The organism is Paraburkholderia sp. NMBU_R16 (genome assembly GCF_013282575.1).
Taxonomy (GTDB): Bacteria; Pseudomonadota; Gammaproteobacteria; order Burkholderiales; family Burkholderiaceae; genus Trinickia.
The window spans coordinates 21,735-45,013 of record NZ_JAAAYE010000022.1; the positions used below are offsets into that span (position 1 = coordinate 21,735).

The window sequence follows — 23,279 nt, forward strand, 5'->3', positions numbered from 1 at the left end:
TGTCCAGTACGGCCGCGCGCTCTGGGACCCGATTCTCGGTTATTGAGTGCCGCGCTCGGCGCCGAACGCATGCGCCAGCATAGCGGCCGCGGCATACGCCGTGCCGCCCACCGCGCTGACGACGCACAACGAAACGCTCAGATGCGCGGCAAGCATCGTGACCGCGCCGGCCAACGCGACGCCGATGAGGCTACCCGCCTGGCGCAACGCGTTCAGCAGCCCCGAGGCCACGCCGGCGAGTTCTGCGGGTACCTGCTCGAGCACGGTGGCGATCATCGGCGGTACCGATAAAGCGGTGCCCGCTCCGAAAACGGCCATCGAGGCATAGATGAATGGGCGCGGTGCCGCCCATGAGAACAGCGCGGCCGTGAGGGGCGCCGAGACCGCAGCCGCGGCCAGGCCGATCGTCATCAAGCGAGCGGCGCCGAGGCGTGCGTGGAGCTTGCCCGAGAGCAGGTTGCCGAACGACAGGCTTGCCGCCATGGGCAAGAGGGCGAATCCGGTCGCCTTCGCATTCATACCGAGCGCACCGTGCAGGTAAAGGCTCAGATTGAACAGCAGTCCGAAATAGCCCACGTAGACAAGCGTTCCCGCCGCATTCATCGCCAGGAAGATCCGGTTTCGAAACCACGCCAGCGGTACCATCGGCTCGCTCGAGCGGCGCTCGAAGAAAACCAGTGCTGCGACGCAGGCGGCAAACACTAGCGAAGCCGCTACGACTTCGGCCGAGCGCGGACCGCGAGTCGGCAATTCGATTGCGGCGAAACACAGTGCGCCGAGCGCTGCCGCACTCGACAGCTGTCCGCCCCAATCGAAGCGGCGCACGGACGTGGTGCGCGCTGCCTGTCGGACTGAAACCAGCGCGCCCGCGAAAGCAACCGTGCCCGTCGGCAGGTTGACGAGGAATGCGCTGCGCCATCCGAAGCTATCGACGAGCAATCCTCCCACGACAGGGCCGATCGCGGCCGCGGCCGACGCGACGAGCGCCCACGTGGCGATGGCCCGGGCCCGCTCCTGCGCATCGTCGAACGTGGCGCGCACGATGGCAAGCGAGGCGGGCAGAAACAGAGCGGCGCCGGCGCCTTGCGCGAAGCGGGCCGCGACGAGCGCGCCGACGGATTGGGCGAGACCGCACGCGGCGGACGCCGCGACGAATGCGGCAAGCCCGGCGAGGTACACCGTTTTGGCGCCGAAACGATCGCTGGCGACGCCGCCGGCGAGAATCAGCGCGGCAAAAGTCAGCGTGTAAGCATCGACGATCCATGCGAGGCCGCTCACCGCCGCGCCGAGCGACGCACGCAACGCGGGCAGCGCGACGTTGACGATCGTGGTATCGAGCACCGCCATGAACATGCCGCCGGCGACCAGACCCAGCGTGACGCGCCTGCGCCATGCGTCGCGGCGCTGCAGCTTGCATTCGTCCGTGCGTGCGAGAACGGTATCGGACATTCGTTCCTCCGTTGGCTGAATGCCTCCAGTCTACGAACGCACCCCGATGCAATAAAGCAGTAATATCGCATTTCTATGATGCAAATTTGCATCGCCGGCGCGAATCCAGCCTCGGAGGGCCTTCGCAGCGATGATTCATTGGGACAATGCGCGTTTCTTTTTGGCGGTAGCGCGAGCCGGCACACTGCGCGGCGCGGCAGCCCGCCTCTCCGTCGATCAGGCCACTGTCGGGCGGCGCATCGCGGCGCTCGAAACGGCGCTGTCCGCGCGGCTTTTCCTGCGCACGCCCTCGCTGTACGTGTTGACTTCGGCGGGCGAAGCGCTGGTCGCACCGGCGGAGGCGATGGAGCAGGCGGCCCTGGCGATGGAGCGGCGTGTGGCGGGGATGGACGAAGCGCTGAGCGGCACGATTCGCGTGGCGACGACGGACTCGCTCGGCAAAAAGTTCGTCGTGCCCGCCATCGCGAAGCTGCGTCGTGCGCATCCGGGTATCGACATCGTCTGCGTGACATCGGTGGATATCGCCAATCTGACGCGGCGCGAGGCCGATCTCGCGATCCGGACGGTTCGGCCTGATTCGCCGGAGCTCGTCGTCAGGCGGCTGGCCCAGTTGGAAATGGGTATTTACGCTTCGCGCGCCTATGTTGCCGCGCGCGGCACACCGCGTGAAGGCGAGGCATTCGAAGGGCACGACCTCGTCATGTATCAGCAGCCGGTGGTCCCGTCGATGTGGGACGCCCTCTGCGGCGAGCCTACCAACCGCGGGCGGGTGGCGTTTCAGACTTCATCGACGATGATGCTGTTCGAGGCGGCAATCGCCGGGCTCGGTCTTGCCGGGCTGCCATGCTTTCGCGCCGACGACGAGCCGGAACTCGTGCGTGTGATGCCGCATCGCCGCGAGCACTTCGAGGTGTGGCTCGTCGCCCATCTGGACTTGTATAAGACGGCCCGCATGCAAGCACTCATCGAGGTTGTCGCCGATGCATTCGCAGCTTCGTGAAGTCCGTGTCGAAAATTTTTCGACCGCTGTAACCGCTTGCGCACATAGGGCGAATTACCTGGCAGATCGCGCAGTGCACCCGCGCCGTGCTCGGATAGTCGGGCAAGGCCGCATGATGCGGTGCACGCGATCGCTAACCACTTGATGGCATCTAGGAGCGAATTGATGAATACGAACAAGCTTTCCGCAGCAGCCCTGGTTCTCGCATCGCTGGCAACCGGCGCATTCGCGCAGAACGCTGCCGCTCAGAACGTGGAAAAATGCTATGGCGTGGCGCTTGCCGGCCATAACGATTGCAAGGCGGGCGCGGGGACCACTTGCGCCGGCACGCAAAAGATGGACTATGACGGCGAGCACTACAAGAACGTGCCGACGGGTACCTGCACGACGATGAAGACGCCGCACGGGATGGGCTCGCTCGCGCCGACCAAGTCGTAACGGGCGAGAGACTCACCGGTGCCGGCAAGAGTCTCGCCGCTCGGCTGAGACAGCCTCTTGCCTGGAGCATCCAACCGCGTTTGCGCCGATCGGCGCAAACGCATCGCGTTGCGCTCGCGGCTTTCTCGCGATGGCGGATAAACGCAAACTATGTTTCCGCCAAAACCTCTTTGATCGCTTGCTCGAATGCTTCTACCGGCTGTCCGCCGCTGACCAGGTAGCGTCGATTGAAAATGATCGACGGAACCGACTGGATGCCGAGTGCCTGGAAATCCCGTTCTTCGGCTCTGACTTCATCGGCATACCGGCCGCTATCCAGAACATCGCGCGCTTGCTCGGCATCGAGTCCGACCGTTTGCGCCGCTTCGACGAGCACGTCGCGATTGCTCGGATCCTTGCCGTCGGAATGATAGGCCTGCATGAGCGCGAGTTTCAGCGGCAACTGCTTGCCTTCGATGCCGGCCCAGTGCAAGAGCCGATGCGCATCGAATGTGTTGTAGACCCTGTTGCGCGGGCCGAACGTAAAGCCGACGCTCGCGCCGCGCTCGCGGATCACCGCCTGCGTTTCGGCGATCTCTTCCGGCGTGCGTCCGTATTTCTTGCCCAGATAATCGACGATCGCCTCGCCTTCGGGCCGCATTTGCGGATTGAGCTCGAACGCATGGATGACGATCTGTGCGTCGACGGCTTGTCCTAGCCGGGAGAGTGCCTGTTGCAGCGAGGATAGGCCGATTGCGCACCAGGGGCATGCGATATCGGAAACGAAGTCGATTCGAAGGGGCTGCGTCATTGCGTCGCCAGTAAGAAGTTGGCCAATCTCAGCCGAGCGCTGCACAGGTTAGCGCAATTCGGGGGCGCGTGCAGGCGGGGGCGAGCGGCCTGTTCGTTGCGTTCCGTTGATATGGACGACCGCCGGCCGTAACGATGAACCTGCTAATGGCGATTGAGACCGGTTCCGGTGTCGCCTAAGGCGGCGGATTCCCGATCGATCAATTGCAACGTGATCGCCTCGTCGGCGCGCAGCGCCAATTGTCTTTGCAATTCGAGCGCGGACGAAAACGCGTCGCGAGCCTGCCTGTGCCGCTCGGTGCGCGACAAGAGCGTACCCATGGCAATGAACGTGGAGATGAGGCGAGGCCGGTCGTGCAGCCGCAAGAAATGCGATTGTGCCGCCTCGAACCAGGCCAGCGCCTCGGTCGTACGGCCCGCTGCCGCCAACGTGCTGCCGCGCCCGTATTGCGCCATGGCCACGCCGGTCGTCATGCCGGTTTCGTTGAAGAGCTTCTCGGCGTCACTCAGCAGCGCGAGCGCGCGCTCGATATTGCCTTGATTCGAATGGACATCCGCGAGATTGAGCAGTGCAGCGGCTTCATCGTCCTTGCTTTGCACGTCCCCTCGCCGGGCCAATGCAAGCGCACGCTCGTAGGCGGCGATAGCGGCCGGGAAGTCTCCATGCTTTTCGTGAAGCATGCCGAGCCGAAGCGTCGTTTGCCCGACTCCTTGTATGTCGCCCATCGTTTCCCGAAGGCAGCGGGCTTCCTCGAGCAGCTTCCGGGCTTGGTCGTCGTGCGACTGGTCGGAATACAGGACGCCGAGGTTATGAAGCGTTGCCGCGAGTCCCTCGATGTCGCCGGTCTCTCTACGATTCTCCAACGATCGCTCATAGCATCGCATCGCTTTGTCCCACTCGCCCAGTTCCCGGTACGACACGGCGATGTTGTTCAGCGCGGTCCCGATGTCTTCACTCGTGCCGGCCCGTGAGAGAAGGTCCAACGACTGCTCCAGCAGTTGAACGGCTTGGGCGTGTCGGCCGATATGCTGATAGACCTCGGCCATGCGCGCCAATGCCACGGCTCGCCCGCGAAGGTCGCCTGTGCTCGTACGCGATTCCAACGCCTCGCGGTAAGCGCGTATCGCATCTTCGTGGTGGCCTAGAAGAAAATAGAGGAGACCCGCGTTTTGTGCGCCATTTCCAGCACCCGTCACGTCATTTGCGCGCTGACGGATGGCAACGGCTTGCAACTGACACGCCAGCGCATCGCGGAATTCACGCTTCATGAAGTGCCAATTCGCTCGCGCCTCGAGTTCGGCTGCTTCGATCCCAAGCGACTCATTCATGGCGATCGAGGAGACCTCGCTATCGGGCGGCAATGATTGTCTGTCCATGGAGGTTTTATCTGACCGGTCAGGCGACACTTGACGGCAATTTCGGATCGTTGAATGCGGCGACACGGATCATCGGGTTTTGCAAAGCGCGTTGCCTCGAGCGCAACGTTAAGCGCTCGACGATGGTTTGTTCGTTCGATCGCGAAAGGTTGATCTTCGAAGCGAAGCCGATGATTCGATGCGCTGCGTCGATCTTTTTTCGCCCGTTTCCGCTTTCTTTGGCAATTCTTACGATTTCACGTAATAATCGCGCGATAGGCTCACGCCGACCCTCCTACCGTCGAATCCGTTGGATATGGCTTTTAGCGAACCGAAGTCGGCTTTTTTCAAGTGGCTCGTCTCCTCCGATGCGCATCTGAGCTTCGAAAACAGACAAACGCTGCTAGCCAATCTATTCACTCGCACGCCCGAAATAGTCTTTGCATCGATATGCGAAATCAGTGTAGCGGCAACGGCGTACTATTTTCATCGCAGGAGCCTGTATGCGGGCTGGGGCGGCGCCGTGCTTGCGTTGCTCGCGGTGCGTTTGACGGTGGTTCATGTATGCCGTCGACGTAGCGCGCGCAAAGCGTCAACGCCCACCGCGCTCTTTCTTTTCGCGAGCCTCCTCTGGAGTGCGCTTTTCGGCTTCGGCACGTTTTTATGCAATACCAGTGGGGACTCGACGCTGTTCCTGCTTGGAAACGTTTGCGCCGTCGGCGTGATCGGTGGATTGGCCGGACGCAACGCGGGTACGCCGCGCCTCGTTCTGGTGCAGATTTCGGCAATCCTCGGGTTGTTGGGCTTGGGCGCAGCGCTTTCCCCTGGATCGGGCAAGCTGGTATTGCTGTTTCAAGCGCCATTTTGCGCGGCCGGATTTTTCACCGTTGCCCTGCGGAGCCATCGCGACACCGTCGCATTGCTTGCCGCGCGTGAGCGCAGTCATCGGCTTGCTCATCGCGACAGTCTCACCGGTTTGCCGAATCGCGCCCGTATCAGCGAGTTTTTGCTCGAGCGAACGAGCGTCGCTTCGCCGCGCCGAGCCCACGCATTCGCCGTTTTGCTGATCGACCTCGATGGCTTCAAGGCCATCAACGACAGCCTCGGTCACGCTGCGGGGGACGAGATTCTGCAAGGTGCGGCGGCGCGCTTGTGCGAGATCGCTCCGCAAGGCGAACTCGTCGGGCGTCTGGCCGGCGACGAGTTTGTCGTCGTGTCCGACGGTACGACGTTGTCGGCCGACGCGTCCGCGCTTGCCGATCGCATCGTCAAGGCGCTTTCACAGCCGTTCGTATTGAGCGATGCCACGGTGCATGTCGGTGCGAGCGTCGGTATTGCGCTCTACCCCGATCACGGCGATACCGGCGCCCAGTTGCTGATCTGCGCGGACCGGGCGTTGTATGCGGTGAAGCGCAGCGGCAAGAGCGCGTCGGCCGTTTTCAATCCCTCGGCGCATGCAACGAACGAAGAACTGAGTCTCATGCGCAGCGATCTCGAAGGCGCGCTGCGCACTTTCAGGGGCTTGCGCATGGAGTACCAGCCTGTCGTCGAGATCGCCACGAGGGTGGTGACAGGCCGCGAGGCATTGCTCCGTTGGACGCATCCGAGTCGGGGTGAGTTGTTGCCGGCCGCCTTCATTCCGATCGCCGAGCGAACCGGATTGATCGTGCCGCTCGGCGAGTGGGCGCTGCGCCAATCGTGCATCGATGCACTGAGTTGGCCCGATGCCGCAGTGGTTGCTGTCAATGTATCGCCGGTTCAATTGACCGAGGCCTCGTTCGCATCGACCGTTGCAACGGTGCTGAAGACAACGGGCCTGCCGCCGCAGCGGCTGAATATCGAAGTCACGGAAAGCGTGTTTCTGAGCGACGACGTGCACACGCGCCGGAATTTGGCGAACCTGCGGGCACAGGGAGTCGGGCTCGTACTGGACGACTTCGGCACGGGGTACTCGACGATGTCGACGCTCGTGCGCTTTTCGTTCGACAAGCTCAAGATCGATGGATCGTTCGTCAAAACGGCCGTGCATCAGAGCAAATCGGCGGCGGTCGTACGCGGAATCGTTGCACTGGCACGCGAACTCGGGATGCCGACGACGGCCGAGGGCGTCGAGACGAACGAGCAACTCGACTTCGTCCGCGCTTGCGGTTGTACGCACGCGCAGGGCTTTCTCCTCGGCCGGCCAGCGCGCTCGGAGGCGCTTGTTCACCTCGAACCTCAGTGATCTCACCGACCGAGTGCGGCGACCGCGCGCTCGATATCCGCCAGCACGATTTTCTTCATCTCGAACATTGCGCGCATGGCCGCCGAAGCAACCGCGCGATCTTCGTCCGATATCAGTTCGAGAAGCCGCGTCGGCGCGACTTGCCATGACACGCCGTAGCGATCGCTTAGCCAACCGCACGGCCGTTCTTCGCCGCCCGCGGTGAGCTTCGCCCACAGGGCGTCGATTTCATTTTGCGTTTCGCAATCGACCAGAAGCGAGATGGCATCGTTGAACTTCTGGTGCGCCCCGGCGTTCAGGGCATAGAACACCTGGCCTGCGAGCTCGAACGTGACGAGCATGACCGAACCGGCTTTGTCGGGCACGGCGTCCGGGTAGCGATTGATGTCGATAATGCGACTATCGTCGAATACCGACGTATAAAAGCGCGCCGCTTCTTCGGCCTGGTCTTCGAACCAGAGAAAAGGGGCGATTTTCTGCTTGATCTTCGACATGCGTTTCTCCTTTTCGCGTCTTTCGTATGGAGCCGGCGGCACGCGGATCGTGCCTGATCACGACTGCGTGCCGGCAGGATAGACGATGGTGCCGTCCGGCTGAGGTTGAGCGCTCGGCGTCATGGTGGCGGCTTCCACATGACGATCCCCCAGTATGTGTCTGACCGTTTCGCCGCGCGCCAGCAAGTAGTCGGTAATGATGCGGCGATGACAGCGCCACCAGACGGCCTCGGAACACATGATGGCGCAGCGCTTGCGCGCGCCCAAGTCGAGCAGCGCGGCCAAGCCTTGCGCGAAGGTCGCGGTGCATGCGTAGTCGGCATAGTTGCGAAACGCGGGATGCGTCCAGTATCCATTCGCCGAAGGCTCGGTGCGCTGCGATTTGCCTCGCCGTCCGCCGAGCTCCCGCAGATGACGGTACTCGATTCCGTGCGCCGCCAGCGCATCCGGCAGCGTGTCCACGTTGAACTGCGGGTTCGTTCGCGAGCGCGGAAAGCTGCGCACATCGACGAGCAGTTCGATATCGGAGGCCTCGAGCAGGCCCACGAACTCGTCGAGCGTGCGTGTCGAATGACCGATCGTGAAAAACGGGTGTCGCATCGCAGAAGGTGTGGACGAGGGCGGTCTGAGTCGGTGCGCAAGTCTCGCGCCACGTCAATCGAGGCACGCCCTGGACGGCGCATTCACTGCGCCGCAGCTTCGTGTTGCTTGCGATATTCCGCGGCGAGCCGCTCCTGCTGATTGGGCGGGATCGCGTCGTAGTGACTGAATTCGATGCTGTAGTTGCCATGTCCTCCGGCTATGGCGTTGAGGCGGGACTGATAATCGGTCAGCTCCGATAGCGGCACCTTTCCCGTTACCACGACGGCGTGTCCGGCGAGTGCGCGCGTGCCTTGTACCTGGGCGCGGCGCGTGGACAGGTCGCCGATGATGTCGCCGATGGCCGCCTCGGGCGTCATCACTTCGATATTGACGATCGGCTCGAGGACGAGAGGCTGCGCCTTCAGCGCGGCGTCGATGAACGCCTTGCGTCCCGCCGTGACGAACGCAACTTCCTTCGAATCGACGGGGTGGCTCTTGCCGTCGTAAACCGTCACACGCACGTCCTGCATCGGGAAGCCGGCCAGCGGCCCGCTTTCCATCGCCTGCAGGATCCCTTTCTCGACGGCCGGCATGAATTGACCGGGAATGGCGCCGCCTTTGACCGCATCGACGAATTCGTAGCCGCTGCCACGCGGCAAGGGTTCGACGCGCAACATGACTTCGCCGAATTGTCCGGCGCCGCCGGTCTGCTTCTTGTGCCGATGATGTCCTTCCGCTTGCGCGACGATCGTTTCCCGATACGCGATCCTGGGAGGCCGGGTGAGCACGGAGACCTTGTATTGATCGGCGAGCCGTTCCAGCATGTGTCGCAGATGCAGCTCGCCAAGACCGCGTACGACCGTTTCGTTGTTGCCCGAATGTTCGATTCGCAAGCAAGGGTCTTCGGCCGTCAGCTTCTGAAGGATTTCCCACAGGCGCTGCTCGTTGCCGCGGCGCTCGGGCTCGATCGCGAGGCCGTAAATCGGTGTGGGAAACGCGAGCGGCGCGAGATGAATATTGCCGTCGTCGGGGGAGTCGTGAAGAACGGCATCGAAGCCGATCTCGTCGACCTTGGCCGTCGCGCAGATATCGCCCGGTCCCGCGCGCGCTATCTCGACGTGTTCCTTGCCCTGGAGCGTCATCAAATGCGCGACCTTGAACGGTTGGCGTGCGTCGCCGATATAGAGCTGGCTGTCGCGCCGAACCGTGCCTTGATGAATCCGGAACACGGCCATTTTGCCGATGTACGGATCCACCACGATCTTGAATACGTGCGCGAGCACATGTTTGTCCGCGAGCGGTTGAGCTTGAACGGCCTCGCGACGGCCATCGACGTCGCGATAAAAAAGAGGCGGGTTGCCTTCGAGCGGACTCGGCAACAGCTTCACGAAGATATCGAGGAGTTCGCGAATGCCGGCGCCCGTGGCGGCGGAGGTGAAGCAAATCGGCACCAGATGCCCTTCGCGCAACGCGCGCTCGAACGGCTCATGCAGCTGTTCGGGGCTGATCGCTTCGCCTTGTTCGAGATAGAGCTCCATCAGATTCGCATCGAGCTCGATCACCTGATCGATGAGCGCATCGTGCGCCGCGGCTACCGTCAGGAAGTCCGATTCGCCCGAAGGATTGAAGAAGCAGTCGACCACCGCTTGCGCACCCTGGGCGGGCAGATTGATCGGCAGGCACGCTTTGCCGAACGTATCCTGAATCTGAGCGACGATATCGGGCAGATCGACCTTCTCGCCGTCGATGCCATTGACGACGATGATTCGGCACAGCTTGCGCGCCTGAGCCCAGGCCATCATGCGCCGCGTCGTCATTTCGATGCCGGCGCGTGCGTTGATGACGATGGCCGCTGTCTCCACGGCGGGCAGCGCACTGATCGACAGGCCCGAGAAGTCGGGATAACCCGGGGTATCGGCCAGATAGATGCGGGTGTCGCGGTAATCGACGTGCGCGATCGCCGAACTCAGCGAATGGTGATATTTGCGCTCGAGCGGATCGAAATCGCAGACCGTGGTGCCGCGCTCGACGCTGCCTGGCGCATGGATCGTACCGCTTTCGTGGAGGAGCGCTTCGACGAGCGAAGTCTTGCCGCAACCGGTGTGACCGACCACCGCGACGGTACGAATGGCTTCGGGGGAATATTCCATGGCGCCTCCGTCCTGCGATTGTTATCGACGCATTATTGGCGAAAACGGCGAACGTCGCCAGCAATCGGCCCTCGACGGCGTTCGATGCCCCGCGTTGCGCGAGGCAAGGCGCCGCGCTCGGCCAGCCGGGGCGCTTTCTGTTTTGTAATACGAATGACGTTAAGCCTGTCCGGTGCTGCGGGCGCCGCTCGCCCACGGCTCCGTGTTGTTGCGGCTTGTTTCCAGCGGGATGCGGACTTCGACGCTCGTGCCGTTGCCGGGCGAAGCCTCGATCTCGAAGGTGCCTCCCAGCAGATAGGCGCGCTCGCGCAGTCCAATGAGTCCGTACGATCCGCTCTTTCGCGGGCGGGTTAAATCGAATCCGATCCCGTTGTCGCGGACCCGCAGCAGGAGTTGGCTGTCGCTGAGCGCGACAGTAATGTCGGCGTGCGACGCTTGCGCGTGACGTGCGATGTTGGTGAGCGCCTCCTGAACGATTCGAAAGGCGGCAGTGGCGTAAGGCTCGACGAGCGCGGGATCGGCCGGGTGGAAGGTCAGTTTGCAATGAATGCCGTATCGTTGCTCGACGTTCGTCACGAGCCAGCGCGTCGCGGCCACGAATCCAAGATCGTCGAGTACCAGCGGACGGAGGTCCGAGGCGATGCGCCGAGCGGACTTGATCGTCCCGCTCAACAGCGTATGCATCGAGGCAATCTTTCGGGCGACGTGAGCGTCGTCTTGCGGAACATTGTCCATGAGCCAATCGAGGTCGATTTTCAGCATGCCGAGCGTTTGTCCGAGTTCGTCGTGGAGCTCGCGTGCGATGCGGCGCCGTTCGGCCTCCCGCGCGGTGGCGCAGGTGGCCGACAGCTCACGCACTTCCTCGCGCGATGTTTTCAAGGCTCGCTCGGCGCGCTCGCGCTCCGCGATCTCGCGACGCAGTTCCGCATTCGACGCGGTCAGTTCGCGCGTGCGCGCAGCCACACGATGCTCGAGCCGCGCGTTCGCCTCGTTGATCTGCGCTGTTTTCTCCTGCACGAGCAGGTGTTCGGTCCGTTCTGCCGCCAGGGCATTGACGACGTGCGCATAGAGCTTGGCATGCTCGAAGAGCAGCGCGAAGAGCACGGTCGACGAGGCGAGCAGCCCGTAGATGCGCCCGGCGTAGAAGCCCAAATCGAATCGGCCTCGATTGAAAATGGACGAGAGGGCGATGTCGAAAAGCCACGCGCCTAGCGCGACCATCAACCAGATATCGAGAATGGCGTGTGGCCGCCGTTGCCACAAGATGACGAGCGCGGCGAGATTGAGCCCCCATACCGTCCAGACGACGACCAGCACTGAGGGTGTCATGCGGTGACCCGCCATGATGCGGGGCAGCAGAGCGTGGCCCGTTGTGGTCAGTGTCACGAGCGCACTCGTTGCCAGCAACGCTGCGACGACGCAGGCTGCGATCCAGACTGCGCAGGCGCCGCTGCGCACATGGGCGGTAGGCTTCCAAAGGGCGTAGGCTGCGATTGCGATGGGAAAGGCGCCGTGCCAGAACATATAAAGCCATGCAGTCGTTTGTTCTCCTGCGCCAAGCAACCCGGTTGTCGTGAAGAGGCCCGGAAACGTAAGCGCGTGAGCGCTGCCCATGAAGCCGGTGAACAGGTAACCGAACGCGAGAACGAGCAGCGCGGTTGAACCCAGGATCGCGAACTGTCCGACTAAAAGCGCCGCTGTGACGAAATCATTGACGATCAAAGCCGCTTGATAGAGCGGGATGAACGCCCATACCTCCGGTAGCGGGCGATCGGCGAACGGAACCAGTGCGATGAAGAGTGCGGCCGAGACGCCCATGATCCCCGCAGCGAGCCGCCTGTCGCGAGGCCCGGGCGGCGACGTCGACATGAACATCTGGGATGGGTCGGGCAACTCGTTCATTTGCGTCACCGCGCGGCGGATGGCCGATGTTTGCCTATTCTTCTTCCTCGGCATCGATCAGATGATGACGAACCGCGTAGCGAATCAGCGCGGCCTCATGCGGCAGCTTCAGTTTTTCGAGGATACGCTGCTTGTATGTGCTGACCGTTTTCACGCTACGGTCGAGTTCGGTGGCGATTTCAGTGACCGACTTGCCCCGGGCGAGGCGACGCAGTACGTCGAGTTCACGCCGCGAAAGCCGCTGATGAGCCGACGCCTGCCCAGGCTCGCGCAACCGGCCCGCGAGCCGTTCGGCGATCGGCACGCTGATATAGACGCCGCCGGTAGCAAGCTTTTTGAGCGCCGAGATGAGTTCGAGCCCGGCGCTTTCCTTCGTCATGTAGCCCGCGGCCCCCGCACTGAAAGCGCGGGCGACGTATTGTTGCTCGGCATGCATCGTCACGATGAGGATGCGCAATTGCGGCGCTGCCTCACGGATATGGCTGATCAAGTCCAGTCCCGTGCATTCGGGCATCGACAAATCGAGGAGCAGCACGTCGGCGTCGACGCGATTAGCCAGATCGAGCGCCGCCGCGCCATCCCCCGCCTCACCGACGACCTCGAAATCCCCGGCCGTCTCGAGAATATGGCGCAGCCCCTGCCGCACGACGGTGTGGTCGTCCGCGAGTAGGACCTTGATCATCAGGCGCCTCTCATACGCATTCTCGTGCGTCTTGAAAGTGTGGTTCTTTTCATGAGAGGGCGCAATTGAAAGGCTGGAAAAAGCTAGGGAACGTGCGTTTGCCGCTAGCGGGTCTCGTGTCAGACGAATAGGAATATCCCTACATGCGAGTAAGGAAGTCCTACCCGACATTCCGCCCGAGTCCGGTTTCGGGAGCGGGGCGCTTGAGCCAAACTGCGTGCACTTTCGACGATCGATCCGACATGGGGAGCGGAATGCTGACGCCGCATGAGATCGCTTTGCTATTTGTCGCCACGGACGCGCCGGAGCGCGTCGATATCGACGACTCGAACGTCGCGTCGCTCGTTGCGCGCGAGTTGATCGATATCGAACACACGGGCGGCGGGCGCGGCCGGCCCGTGTTGACGCTTTTGGGCGCGAGGACCGTGGCGCGCCTGAGGGATACGGGAAGCTTCGCGGCGCCGGAGCCGGGCGCCGGCCGGTAACGGAGCAAACCGGTTTCGCCCGGCGCGGGCCGCGCTACCTCGATTTCAGCGACACGAACGTACGCGTGTTATCGCGAACGATCAGCAACGCGGCGACCTTCGGGCTCGCGGCGACGAGCGCGGCCAACGCTTCGCGAGACGCAACGGGCTTTCCGTTCACCGACACCACGATATCGCCGGGCTCGATGCCGGCATCCGCCGCGAGACCGGAGGCCGCGTCGACGAGCAAACCGGCTTCGACCCCGCTTGCATGCCGTTCCGCTTCGCTGAGCGGATGGACGGCTAGACCGACCCGGTCGAGATCGTCGCTGCTGGGTGCCGCGGCGTCGGCGGACGCGGCTACCGTTGCACTCAACGCCATCGGCTTGTTGTTGCGGACGATTTTCAGCGTGACCTTCGAGCCTGGCGCCAGCTCCGCGACGGCATCGCGCAAGTCGGCGGCGTGATCGACGCTCTTTCCGTTGACATGCGTGATGACATCGCCGGCCCTCAGACCGTTGGCAGCGGTGCCGTGCGTCGTCGGCGCGACGAGCGTGACGAGTACGCCTTGCGGTCGCGATAGGCCGAACGCCGTCGCCAGACCGGGATCGAGATCCTGCGTAGCAATGCCGAGACTGCCGCCGCCGACCTTCGCCTGACCCAGCAAATGTGTACGCAGTTCGATTGCCGCCTTGATCGGGATGGCGAACGTCATCGTTTGATAGCGTGGTGCGTCGACGTAAAGCTGCACGTCCACGCCGATTACCGCGCCGTCTCGGTTCAGCAGGGGACCGCCCGAGTTATCGGGGTTCACGGCAATCTCGGTCTGAAAGAACGGGAACGTCGTGCCGTCGGGCAACACATGTGGCGCGACGCTGACGATCCCCGCAGTGACCGTGTTTTGCGCGCCCTCGAGCGCGCCGATCGTCAACACGGGCTCCCCGGTGTTTACCCTCGCAGCGTCGCCAAGCCGCACGACAGGGAGTTTCGACGCGCCTTGCATTTGAAGCAGCGCGACATCGGTTCGCGGATCGACGCCGAGCACGCGTGCCTTGAACTGGCGCCGGTCGGTCAGCGTCACCGTGACCTCGTCCGCGCGGTTCACGGTGTGTGCCGTCGTCACGACGAGCCCATCGGGGCTGACGATGAACCCCGACCCGCGCCCCCACATGACACGAGCGGGCGAGGATTGATCCTGTTGCGAGGCAGAGGGCTGAAGAAGGGCGCCGATCGGATCGTCGGGGGCGATCGCGTCGAGTTGCGCCGGTCGGTCCGCGTCGCCCGCTGCACGGATATTGACGACGGCGGGCCCGTATCGGTCGACGAACATCGCGTAGTTGGGTGCGCTTTCAATGCTGCCGTTGCGGCTGCCGCTGTCGGGCGAGGGACGAATAGTCTTGGCGGGTGAGGAGGCGGGCGGTGCCGCGTAGGTCGACAGCGGCAGCACCCAGAGCGTAACGCAGAATAATGACGCCGCAGCCATGCCGTGTAAGGCCGGATGGGCGGTTCCCGAAGTCTTGATACTCACGGCTCGCTCCATTGGGTTGGCGTTGGGCACAAAGGGGACGCTACCGCTCGAAAGAGCGGAGGCCGGCCTCGCGTGTCCGTACATTCATTGTTGCTCCCGGATGTTTCGCCGCCTGTGAGAGAGCGCACGAAACCGCTCAAGTATTTATCGGGGGTCTTCGATGCGACCTGACGGCCATTCATTCCCGGTCTGGCTGTGCTCGGTGCGGGCCTGCCGATGCGGGGCGGCAAGCATCTTCTTGATTCTGTCGGCGTGCGAGCCGTCGAGCCAAGGATTCCATCGGGCTTGCCGTTCCGGGCTCTCCGACGGAACGTCGAGCAGCTCCATGCTACTGGTTCGACCACTGCCTTTGCGGTCCTTTGCTTGCCATAGCAAATGGATCGCAAGCGGCGCAAGGGGATCGAATTCCCGAACTATGTGAAGGTCGTTCGCGGCAAGCGTATTTCCGGTGTCGGCGATTGCGATTACGCCATCGAATCGCTCTGGGAACTCCCCGGCGTCGATTTCCGCCATGCCTTTGCCGGAGCGGTAAAGATACACGGGCCATCCTTTCTCGGCCGCGATGCGACGACCCGATGGAACATATTCCGTCGTGAGTATCAGCGTTTGTCCGTTGCTGATTTTTTTGAGGAGGATATCGATGTTGGCTTCATGCGCCGCCAAAACGAATCGTGCAGTCGGATGCGCGATCACCGGAATATCGCGCAGCCCGGGTGGGGCGCCGGCCGCCCGAGCGCCATGTACCTGGTGGGAGCCCGCGAAGCCGACGCTCAGTTCACGGCGGGCGACGAAATTCGGAATTTCGGCATCCCGCATGTATTTGAATCGCTTCGCTCCGCGGTTTATGAAAACCTCACCTGCTATTGCATCCCCCGACGGCTCGATATGGATGCCATGCTTGTCCTGCATATACCGCACGACAAGCGGTTCATACCTCCCCTTCGACAAGACAAGCATCTGCGCTCTGGAAAGGAGCGCAGCGACCAACGCATCTCTCACGGTAGGCACATGCGCCTTGTTGCCGGGAGCCGCAAAAGACGTCGCGCTGCGCCTGGCGACGTCGGGCTCCGAGCGATCGGGCCTGCATGTGCCGATGCGCGACACAGGTAATCCGGCCAGTGCCCCTTTCGATGTCGCCGCCGGCGCCGCCCGCTGGGCCGGAACAGCCGAGTTCCGGCTTCGAAAAGGCGACGCGAAGGTCGATTGTTGAGCGACCTCTGCCGCGTCTCTGTGCGAAATGTGTTGGACGAAAAAACGTTGCATCGTCTGCGTGCGGCGCGAGAGGTCGCGGCGCAAAACATAAAACCAAAAGAAATAGCACGTAAGCTGACGCCGCCGCGATACCGATACGAAGCGCGGGCGCTGCGAACGCAATCAAGTCTTCTCCGATCGCGTTTCGCGGGCACGGCGCGCGTTATCGTCAGCGATCGTTTTAACTATATTGAATAAAAAATATGCGTAAGGCTTGCGGGAATTTTTCAACAAATTCCGGTTGCTATGATTGAAGTTCGCGAGCAAGCTCAGGACAAAAATCGATGCTGAAAAACAAAATAATGCGTATGGCGCTTTTCGGCGCCATGGTCGCGGCGGTTGCGCCGTCATGTGCCGCGGGATACACCACGGACTGGCTCGCGAATTCTTACGGTTCGCTCGCCGAGCATGTCGGCAATGCGGCCCGTTCGATGTGGGTCGCGCCTGACGGCACGATCTATACGGCATCGATGTGGGACGAGAGCGCGGGCGGTATCGGAATCTATCGCAACGGTAAAACGATCGGCTCCATCGGCCGGCACAACGACGTTCAAGGCGGGGCCATCGCCGGAAATGCCACCTCGATCTTTGCGGAGTTGCAGTCGAGCGCGCGTGCCGGCAGCGGGGCGGTCGGACGTTTCGATCGAACGACTGGCTTGCGCGACCGGGTGTTCCAGGTCAGCAATGCGAGTGTCGGCGTTCATGCCGATCGAATCGCCGGTCTTGCGGCGTCGAAATCGTTGGTCTACGCGAGTGACTTTCCCGGCAGCCGGGTTCGCATCTATACCGTCGATGGCATCTGGCAGCGCGATATCGCTTTTCAGAAACCGGGCGCGCTGACCGCGGACGATGCCGGAAATGTCTGGGTTGCCCGGAAAGACGAGGGCGAAATCGTCGAGTTCAGCGCGGCCGGGCGTCAATTGACGGCCATTCGTTTGCCGGAGGAATCGCGGCCGTCCGCGCTTTTCTGGGATTCGACCTCGAAGCAGCTGCTGGTGGGCGACGAAGGCCCCGATTTGAACATCAAGCGATATTCGTTTTCGAACGGGCTTCCCAGACTCGTGGGCACATTCGGTGTGCGCGGCGGCTACCTCGATACCTCGACGGGCATCAAAGGGCAAACGGGCGAGAAACGCTTCAATCGCGTGGTAGGGATCGGACGCGATGACAGCGGCAATCTCTATGTCCTCAACAATCCCTGGGGTAGTGGATGGGACCTCGCCCGGACCGGCGGCACCGATATCCGGGCGTATGACAGGGCCGGTCGAATGCAGTGGGAATTGCATTCGCTCAATTTCGAAGCGATTGCCGCACCCGATCCCGGTAACGATGCCACCGATTTTTACAGCGGTACGAACATCTATCGTGGAAAGTCGGGCGGCGTCTTTTTTGCCAATACCGTCGATCCGTTCGAGTTTCCCTCGGACCCGCGCCTCGACGGCAGCCAGCGCGGTGAGCATTTCGGACAACTGGCCCGCGTGGGAGGGAATCTCATTCTGGTCGCGGCAAGTCAAAACCCTAGAACGTTTCATTTCTTTCATTTCAATCCCGCGCATGGATATATCGCCATACCGGACGGCTCGTTGCCCGGCGACTTGTTCGATACGGTGCGGGAAGTGACAGGAGGCTTTTGCCTGGACAGCAAGGGCGACGTCTGGGCAGCGCTCGATAAGACCGACGCGATCTACCACTACCGGCTTCTCGGGTTCGGCGCCGATGGGAAACCGAGGTGGAGCCCGCCCGAAACGATCCCCGTCCCGGCCAGCGTTCGTCCGCTCGTGCGAATCGTTTACTTGCCCGAGAGCGACACGATGATTCTGGCGCAGGGCAGCGGCAGTACGCTCGACTGGACGCAGATGAGCGAGCGCATCGAGGTCTATCACGGTTGGCTTGCCGGCAACACCCGTAGACCGAACCCGGTCGTGGTACTGGACAACGCGAGCGCGAAGTCGCTTGCAGCCGCTGGAGACTATCTTTTCGTGGGGTACGTCCATACGGTGCCGAACATCGACGTATTCAGCCTGAGCGGCGGCCAGCGAGTGGCGACGCTGACCAACAGCAGGGAAGGCAGGATCGACGTCGGCAACGACGTGGATTCGATGTATGGACTGCGGGCCTATCTGAGAACGAACGGGGAGTACCTGATCGCGAAGGACAACTACAACGGATCCAGTGTCGTCGTGTATCGATGGAGGCCTTGAAATCGGTCGATTCTTCGCTCGGGCCCGATACCGAAGGGGACGCCCCACATTTCGCTGGCGGGAGCGGTTTTACGCTGCCGCTTGAAACATGACAACGGCCTCGACCCGATACTCCGACGATAAATCGCGACAACGGAGAGGGCCGAATGCATGGCAGAGGAGTGGGCCGCGCCGCGAGAGCGCTTAGCCAGACGGGCAGCACCGCTGGAAAAAGGACGAACAACCGCACGGCCGAACAAGAGCCTTCCCAAGGTGCCTCACGGGCTCGCAGCGTCTCGCCCATGTTGTCGGCGCTGCCGGGCAGGCGCGTCAGCACGGTGGTGAGCGACACGAAGATCAATGAAGCAGGCGACGTCACGGATCCCGGACACATCCAATATCAAACGTCGGAAGCCGAGCGCGCAAGAGAGCCGGAGTTGGCGCGCGCCATCGGACATTCGCGACGCACCGATCCGCATGCACCGAAGGTACGCCGCTCCAAGGTGAGCGGCTATCTGCCCGATGGCACGCCGTTTCGCGTCAATGCTCTGAAGGGCCCGGCAATCAAGGCGGGTGACGACAAGCTCATCGATCCGCAATCGGCGTCGCGCGTAATCGACCATGGGGAGATGACGGATGATCAACTCGCGCGTATGAAGGCAGTTCAGCGGCAGCCGATTTATCCCGAATACGAGACGAGCGGCGCCGACTCGAGTAATTGCGTTCATGGCCACGCAGAGGTGGCGCGCACGGTGTTCGACTGGGATGTACACCCCGAACGGCACGCGCGGCCGCAGGATCTGGCCGAACAGATGGCCGGTTTCAGAACGGAGGACAGCGGAGAAAAGCCGTCGGACGGGAATTGATCGGCGGTGCGACGCCCGCTGCTGCAGCGCAAAATACGACCTGCTCCACGACATCCCATTAAGTGACGATCCCTCTCACTTCTTGACAGGGCAATCGCCACTCTCCACACTTGCCCGCATTGCGGCGATATACCTTTCGATGGGGATAGGTCAATGAAAGCTTGGCATAAAGCTCTGCATCCCATGATCGTTGGCGCACTGATGGCGGTCGCGTTATCGACTCCAGCAGTTGCGCAAGGCCCGAAGGTGATCAGCGGGCCCGGCGCCGATCCGGGCTGTTTCAAGCCGCAGGCGGCCGACACGAAGTACTTCCAGTGGCCGGCCAAACCGGGCCCCTATCGAATCGCGCTCGTCAACGGTTTTATTGCCAATGACTGGCGCGTGCAGATGATCCGCGTTGCCAAAGCTTATGTTTCCCAGCCGGCGGTCAAAAACGACATCAAGGAATTCAAGGTCGTCTCGGTTGGCCAGGACATCTCGGCGCAGATTGCGGCCGCCAACAATTTCATCGATCAAGGCTTCGATGCCATCATCGTCGATGCCAACAATTCCGCGGCTTTCAAGGGCGTGGTGCGCAAGGCCAATGCGAAGGGTGTCGTCGTCGTATCGTTCGATAACGTCATCGACAGCCCCGATCAAATCTCGGTCAACGTGAACCAGGTCGGGCTCGGTGAAATGGCGGCGACGTTCTTGCTGAAGGAAGCCAAAAAGAAGAGCGGCGATCTGACGTTCCTGCACGTACGCGGACCGTCCGGCCAACCGGTGGATCTCGCCCGCGACAAGGGCTTTCATGAAGTACTCGACAAGTCGGGCCGTAAGGTCAAGGTAGTCGACGTGATCGGCAACTGGGCCCCGGGCGACGCGCAGAAGGCGACCGCGGATGCGATCGCCGCGGGCGGCATTTTCGACGGTATCTATGTGCAGGGCGGCTCCCAAGGCACGGTGCAGGCCATGCTCGATGCGGGCAAGTTCAAGGCGCCGATCTCCGGCGAGACGGAGAACGCTTATCGGATGCTGTGCGACAAGGCAAACCTGACCTGCCAGTCGGGCGGTACCGGGCCGGCGCAAAGCGCGGTGGCGATCAAAACCGCGATTGCGGCGCTGCAAGGCAAAGTGGTGCCGCAAAGCATCGCGCTGCCCACTTCGGTCGACTATTCGCCTTTTACGCCGGACAAGAACGTCTTCCCCAAACTGCCGGGCAGCTTCTTCGCCGGCAACAACTTCCCCAGTTGCAATATCGGGTTCTCCGCCGAGGAAATTGCGAAGCAGAGCAGCCAGAACAACTGAACGCTTGAGCTTGGCCGCGCATCGTTGCCGCGGCCGAAAAGGGGAGGCACGACGATGGGGGAGGGAGCATCGGATCCACTGCTCCGCGTGGAGGGTGTGTCGAAGCATTACGGCGGCGTCCGGGCGCTCGAGGACGTGCGGTTTTCGTGTCGCGCGGGCTCGATTCATGCGCTTCTCGGCGAAAACGGCGCCGGCAAATCCACGTTCATCAAGATCCTTTCAGGCGTGGTCCAACCCGAGCGCGGGCGCATCGTGCTTGGCGGTATGCCGGTCAGCTTCCCTACGCCCGCCGCGGCGGCGGACGCGGGCATATCGTGCATCTTTCAGGAGCTTTCGCTGCTGCCTGATCTCACGGTGGCCGACAACATCAATATTGCCGATCCGCTTCGCCGTCTCGGATTGATCGATCGCGCGCAGGAGCGGCGGCGGGCGCAGGAAATGCTGGCGCGGGTCGGCGGCGAGGATATCCACCCGGCCGCGCCCGTAGGCCAGCTTCCGCTCTCGCGCCAGCAGTTGGTGGAAATCGCCAAGGCGCTGGCACGGCGGCCAAAAGTGCTGATCCTCGACGAGGCGACCTCGGCGTTGACAGCAGCCGATGTAGCCAAGGTCTTCACCTTGCTGAAGCAGCTTCGGGCCGAGGGCATGGCTATCGTGTACATCTCCCATCGCATGCACGAAATCGCCGAGCTTGCCGACGAATGCACCGTGTTTCGCAACGGTCGCTACATCGAAACCTTCGCCGCCGGCACGCGATCGGACGATGCCATCGTGGAAATGATGATCGGCCGTGAGTATTCGAGTGCCTTCCCGCCGCTCGGCGGAACGCGGCGCGAAGGAGCACCGGCGCTTGCCGTGCGTAACTTGTCCTGGGCCGGGGAATTGAACGATATTTCGCTCGAAGTCTATCCGGGCGAGGTCGTCGGTCTGGGCGGTCTCGACGGTCAGGGCCAGCGACAGTTCCTGCTCGCACTATTCGGTGCGCTGATCGGTGTGGAGGGGACGATCGAAGTGGCTGGCCGGCCCGTGAAAATCGGCAGCCCGCGTCAGGCGAAGTCGCCGGAACTCGGGCTCGCGCTGATTCCGGAAGACCGCAAGAACGAAGGGCTGATGCTGCCGATGACGGTTCGCGAGAATCTCTCTTTTGCCGCGATCGAGACGCTGAGCCGGTTCGGCCGCATCGACCGCAAGGCGGAGGCCGAGCAGCTCGACGCGCTCGTGCGGCAGTTGGCCATCAAATCGGATGGCCTCGACGGTCCCGTGGCCGCGCTTTCCGGCGGTAACCAACAGAAAGTGGTGATCGGCAAGTGGCTGATGACGCGCCCGCGCATCGTGCTCCTGAACGATCCGACGCGCGGCATCGATGTCGGCACGAAGCAGGAGATCTATTTGCTGCTGCGCCGGCTCGCGCAGCAGGGAACGGCCGTGCTCTTCTATTCGACCGACTATGACGAACTGATCGGTTGCTGCGACCGCGTGGCCATCTTCTACGACGGCACGATCAGCCGGATGCTGCAAGGCGCCGAGCTGACCGAGCGCACGCTCGTGGGTGCGGCGCTGAACTTGTCTTCGGCGGGCGAGCGGCCGGCTTCGAACGCTGCTTAGAGGTTGCCGATGCAACGGTGGAACGAGGGGCGAAGATGACGGTCGGAGCGCGCGACAAAAACTGGCGATATCGGCTCGCCGCCGAGCGCGGCGCGCTCGCGGCGGCCGTAATTTTCACAATCATGTTCACGGTATATGGCGCCGCGCAGCCGACGGGGCTGAGCTCGGATGTCGTCAATACCGCCGCGAACAAGGGTGCGCTATTGGCGCTCGTTGCGATGGCGCAGACCGTGCCCGTGCTCACGGGCGGGCTCGATCTGTCGGTCGGCATGATCTTCATGCTGACCAATTGCCTCGCATCGGTCATCGTCACGGGCAGTCCGGCCATGACGATCCTCGGCATTGCCGGCGTCCTCGCGGCAGGTCTCGCATGCGGTCTCGCGAATGGATTGATCGTCGTCTATGGGCGGCTGCAGCCCCTCATTGCGACGCTTGCAACGAGCGCGATCTACTTTGGGATTGCGCTTGCGCTGCGACCGCAGCCGGGCGGTGACGTCAACGGCGATTTCGCCGATCTGATGACGAGATCGACCTATGGCGTGCCTTCGTCGGTGGTGCTGATCGTAGGGGCGGTCGTTCTGATCTGGATGCCCTACCGGAACTCCACGCTAGGCAGAGCGGCCTATGCGGTCGGTTCGTCGGAACAGGCCGCTTATATGTCCGGCGTTCCGATTGCGCGAGCCAAGCTTTGCGCTTATACGCTCGCGGGGCTCTTCGCCGCGGTGGGCGGGCTGTTGCTCACGTGTCTGACGTATTCCGGCGAAGCGCGTGCCGCGCTGGGCGGGGACTATACGCTGAACTCGATTGCCGCGCTGGTGATCGGCGGCACCTCGCTTTTCGGGGGCTCGGGCGGCGTAGTCGGCTCTGTCTTCGGGGCGTTCGTGATGCGCACGGTCGGCGATCTGCTCGTTGTCTTCAACATCAATCCGGTGCTGCAGCCGCTATTCGTCGGCGTGGTGTTGCTGTTCGCCGTCAGCCTTGGCTCGCTGCGCCTGCTGCGCGTGCGCAACAAGCTCGATCTCTATCGCTAAAGCC

At 62.5% G+C, this 23,279-nt stretch carries 19 protein-coding genes and 1 pseudogene; 9 read left to right on the top strand and 11 right to left on the bottom strand.

The features are described 5' to 3' along the window. Positions 1 to 39: 39 nt before the first annotated feature. The gene (locus GWC77_RS13440) at positions 40 to 1,449 is read right to left on the bottom strand and encodes an MFS transporter (protein WP_173257471.1); all 1,410 of its coding nucleotides are present in this window, start codon (positions 1,447 to 1,449) and stop codon (positions 40 to 42) included. A 133-nt stretch (positions 1,450 to 1,582) separates the two neighbouring features. Between GWC77_RS13440 and GWC77_RS13445 the strand changes: the two genes are divergently transcribed. Beyond that, entirely contained in the window at positions 1,583 to 2,449 is an 867-nt protein-coding gene (locus tag GWC77_RS13445; protein ID WP_173257593.1) for a LysR family transcriptional regulator, read from the top strand. 165 nt (positions 2,450 to 2,614) lie between these two features. After that, a complete protein-coding gene (locus GWC77_RS13450; RefSeq protein WP_173257473.1) occupies positions 2,615 to 2,887 on the top strand; it encodes a DUF2282 domain-containing protein in 273 nt (90 codons plus the stop codon). A 148-nt stretch (positions 2,888 to 3,035) separates the two neighbouring features. Here GWC77_RS13450 and GWC77_RS13455 read toward each other — a convergent pair whose 3' ends face one another. Both GWC77_RS13455 and GWC77_RS13460 read right to left on the bottom strand, forming a co-directional pair. Then, positions 3,036 to 3,677, bottom strand: coding sequence for a DsbA family oxidoreductase (locus GWC77_RS13455; RefSeq protein ID WP_173257475.1), 642 nt, complete (start codon positions 3,675 to 3,677; stop codon positions 3,036 to 3,038). A 143-nt stretch (positions 3,678 to 3,820) separates the two neighbouring features. Further along, positions 3,821 to 5,053, bottom strand: a complete 1,233-nt coding sequence (locus GWC77_RS13460; RefSeq protein WP_173257477.1) for a lipopolysaccharide assembly protein LapB — start codon at positions 5,051 to 5,053, stop codon at positions 3,821 to 3,823. Positions 5,054 to 5,348: 295 nt separating this feature from the next. Between GWC77_RS13460 and GWC77_RS13465 the strand changes: the two genes are divergently transcribed. After that, complete coding sequence (locus tag GWC77_RS13465; protein WP_173257480.1) at positions 5,349 to 7,256, top strand: bifunctional diguanylate cyclase/phosphodiesterase; 1,908 nt, start codon at positions 5,349 to 5,351, stop codon at positions 7,254 to 7,256. 2 nt (positions 7,257 to 7,258) lie between these two features. Here GWC77_RS13465 and GWC77_RS13470 read toward each other — a convergent pair whose 3' ends face one another. The 5 genes from GWC77_RS13470 to GWC77_RS13490 all read right to left on the bottom strand — a co-directional run bounded on the left by GWC77_RS13470 (position 7,259) and on the right by GWC77_RS13490 (position 13,066). Next, entirely contained in the window at positions 7,259 to 7,750 is a 492-nt protein-coding gene (locus GWC77_RS13470; protein WP_173257482.1) for a VOC family protein, read from the bottom strand. Between the two features lie 57 nt (positions 7,751 to 7,807). Further along, complete coding sequence (locus GWC77_RS13475; protein ID WP_173257484.1) at positions 7,808 to 8,350, bottom strand: DUF488 family protein; 543 nt, start codon at positions 8,348 to 8,350, stop codon at positions 7,808 to 7,810. 83 nt (positions 8,351 to 8,433) lie between these two features. Beyond that, complete coding sequence (gene fusA, locus GWC77_RS13480; RefSeq protein WP_173257486.1) at positions 8,434 to 10,482, bottom strand: elongation factor G; 2,049 nt, start codon at positions 10,480 to 10,482, stop codon at positions 8,434 to 8,436. A gap of 159 nt (positions 10,483 to 10,641) precedes the next feature. After that, positions 10,642 to 12,384: a sensor histidine kinase gene (locus tag GWC77_RS13485; RefSeq protein WP_254366943.1), complete on the bottom strand. Its 1,743-nt coding sequence runs from the start codon at positions 12,382 to 12,384 to the stop codon at positions 10,642 to 10,644. A 34-nt stretch (positions 12,385 to 12,418) separates the two neighbouring features. Next, positions 12,419 to 13,066 carry a response regulator transcription factor gene (locus GWC77_RS13490; protein WP_173257490.1) on the bottom strand — a complete coding sequence of 216 codons (648 nt, stop codon included), beginning with the start codon at positions 13,064 to 13,066 and terminating at the stop codon, positions 12,419 to 12,421. Between the two features lie 254 nt (positions 13,067 to 13,320). Between GWC77_RS13490 and GWC77_RS13495 the strand changes: the two genes are divergently transcribed. Then, positions 13,321 to 13,551, top strand: coding sequence for a hypothetical protein (locus tag GWC77_RS13495; RefSeq protein ID WP_173257492.1), 231 nt, complete (start codon positions 13,321 to 13,323; stop codon positions 13,549 to 13,551). A 34-nt stretch (positions 13,552 to 13,585) separates the two neighbouring features. Here GWC77_RS13495 and GWC77_RS13500 read toward each other — a convergent pair whose 3' ends face one another. From GWC77_RS13500 to GWC77_RS30300, 3 genes and pseudogenes are all read right to left on the bottom strand, one after another. Next, complete coding sequence (locus GWC77_RS13500) at positions 13,586 to 15,058, bottom strand: trypsin-like peptidase domain-containing protein (protein ID WP_173257494.1); 1,473 nt, start codon at positions 15,056 to 15,058, stop codon at positions 13,586 to 13,588. A 144-nt stretch (positions 15,059 to 15,202) separates the two neighbouring features. Then, a complete protein-coding gene (locus tag GWC77_RS29580; RefSeq protein ID WP_254366944.1) occupies positions 15,203 to 15,385 on the bottom strand; it encodes a hypothetical protein in 183 nt (60 codons plus the stop codon). A 138-nt stretch (positions 15,386 to 15,523) separates the two neighbouring features. Beyond that, positions 15,524 to 16,321 (bottom strand): annotated as a pseudogene (locus GWC77_RS30300) (hypothetical protein); the annotation flags it as partial. A 272-nt stretch (positions 16,322 to 16,593) separates the two neighbouring features. Here GWC77_RS30300 and GWC77_RS13510 point away from each other — a divergent pair. The 5 genes from GWC77_RS13510 (at position 16,594) to GWC77_RS13530 (ending at position 23,275) form a co-directional block, all read left to right on the top strand. Further along, positions 16,594 to 18,510 (top strand): SMP-30/gluconolaconase/LRE-like region family protein, encoded by a 1,917-nt coding sequence (locus GWC77_RS13510; RefSeq protein ID WP_173257498.1) that lies wholly within the window; start codon positions 16,594 to 16,596, stop codon positions 18,508 to 18,510. Positions 18,511 to 18,656: 146 nt separating this feature from the next. Continuing rightward, the gene (locus GWC77_RS13515; RefSeq protein ID WP_254366946.1) at positions 18,657 to 19,355 is read left to right on the top strand and encodes a type III effector; all 699 of its coding nucleotides are present in this window, start codon (positions 18,657 to 18,659) and stop codon (positions 19,353 to 19,355) included. 153 nt (positions 19,356 to 19,508) lie between these two features. After that, complete coding sequence (locus GWC77_RS13520) at positions 19,509 to 20,642, top strand: substrate-binding domain-containing protein (protein WP_173257500.1); 1,134 nt, start codon at positions 19,509 to 19,511, stop codon at positions 20,640 to 20,642. A 54-nt stretch (positions 20,643 to 20,696) separates the two neighbouring features. Next, on the top strand, positions 20,697 to 22,244 hold the full coding sequence (locus tag GWC77_RS13525) for a sugar ABC transporter ATP-binding protein (protein ID WP_173257502.1): 1,548 nt from the start codon (positions 20,697 to 20,699) through the stop codon (positions 22,242 to 22,244). 35 nt (positions 22,245 to 22,279) lie between these two features. Then, positions 22,280 to 23,275, top strand: coding sequence for an ABC transporter permease (locus tag GWC77_RS13530; protein WP_173257504.1), 996 nt, complete (start codon positions 22,280 to 22,282; stop codon positions 23,273 to 23,275). Positions 23,276 to 23,279: the final 4 nt, after the last annotated feature.